Origin of the sequence: Asaia sp. SF2.1 (assembly GCF_000505765.1) — a bacterium.
Taxonomy (GTDB): Bacteria; Pseudomonadota; Alphaproteobacteria; order Acetobacterales; family Acetobacteraceae; genus Asaia; species Asaia bogorensis.
In genome coordinates this window covers 116,416-116,896 of the sequence record NZ_AYXS01000012.1, presented here as the reverse complement: position 1 = coordinate 116,896, position 481 = coordinate 116,416, and the positions used below count along the sequence as shown (strand labels likewise).

1 protein-coding gene is annotated in these 481 nt (G+C 58.6%); it reads right to left on the bottom strand.

Annotation, left to right across the window (positions count from 1 at the left end; genetic code table 11):
- Window positions 1-309: 309 nt before the first annotated feature.
- Window positions 310-432 carry an MGMT family protein gene (locus P792_RS38645; protein ID WP_255345458.1) on the bottom strand — a complete coding sequence of 41 codons (123 nt, stop codon included), beginning with the start codon at window positions 430-432 and terminating at the stop codon, window positions 310-312.
- Window positions 433-481 lie beyond the last annotated feature (49 nt).

Sequence of the window (481 nt, the reverse complement as noted above, 5' to 3'; positions counted from 1 at the left end):
CGCTATGTCGCATCAAGTAACACTATCGTAACGAAAGGGCGGGGCGGCGGGGCACGTCTATTGTGCATCGTTAGCCACTGTATCGCTATTGCCGGTCCGCTACGCTTATGTGACCCCGGTGCCCTCTGTGTGCAGGTCTTTTCTTGAAAGCCGCGCCAGCCTCATTTGTCAGCCTTGCCACTGTTTGGTTCGGTCGAGCGCAGAGATAACGCGCCTGTCATGGATTTCTTGTGTTCGCCGCACTGCCATGATGCCGGTATTCCGGCTGGGGCAGCAGGTGTCACCGGCAGGAAAATGAGATGTCAGAACCTATGCTGTGATCCGGGCGCCGAATGAGCGCTCGATCTCGATCAGGCGTTGCTTGCGCCATAATCCGCCGCCATAGCCTGTCAGGGTGCCATCTGCGCCGATCACCCGATGGCACGGGATCATGAGCGTGATGCAATTGGCGCCATTCGCGCGTGCCACGGCTCGAACTGCA

Excerpts from the sequence above, each read along its gene's own strand:
- P792_RS38645 (WP_255345458.1), bottom strand. The coding sequence starts at position 432 with ATGATCCCGTGCCATCGGGTGATCGGCGCAGATGGCACCCTGACAGGC.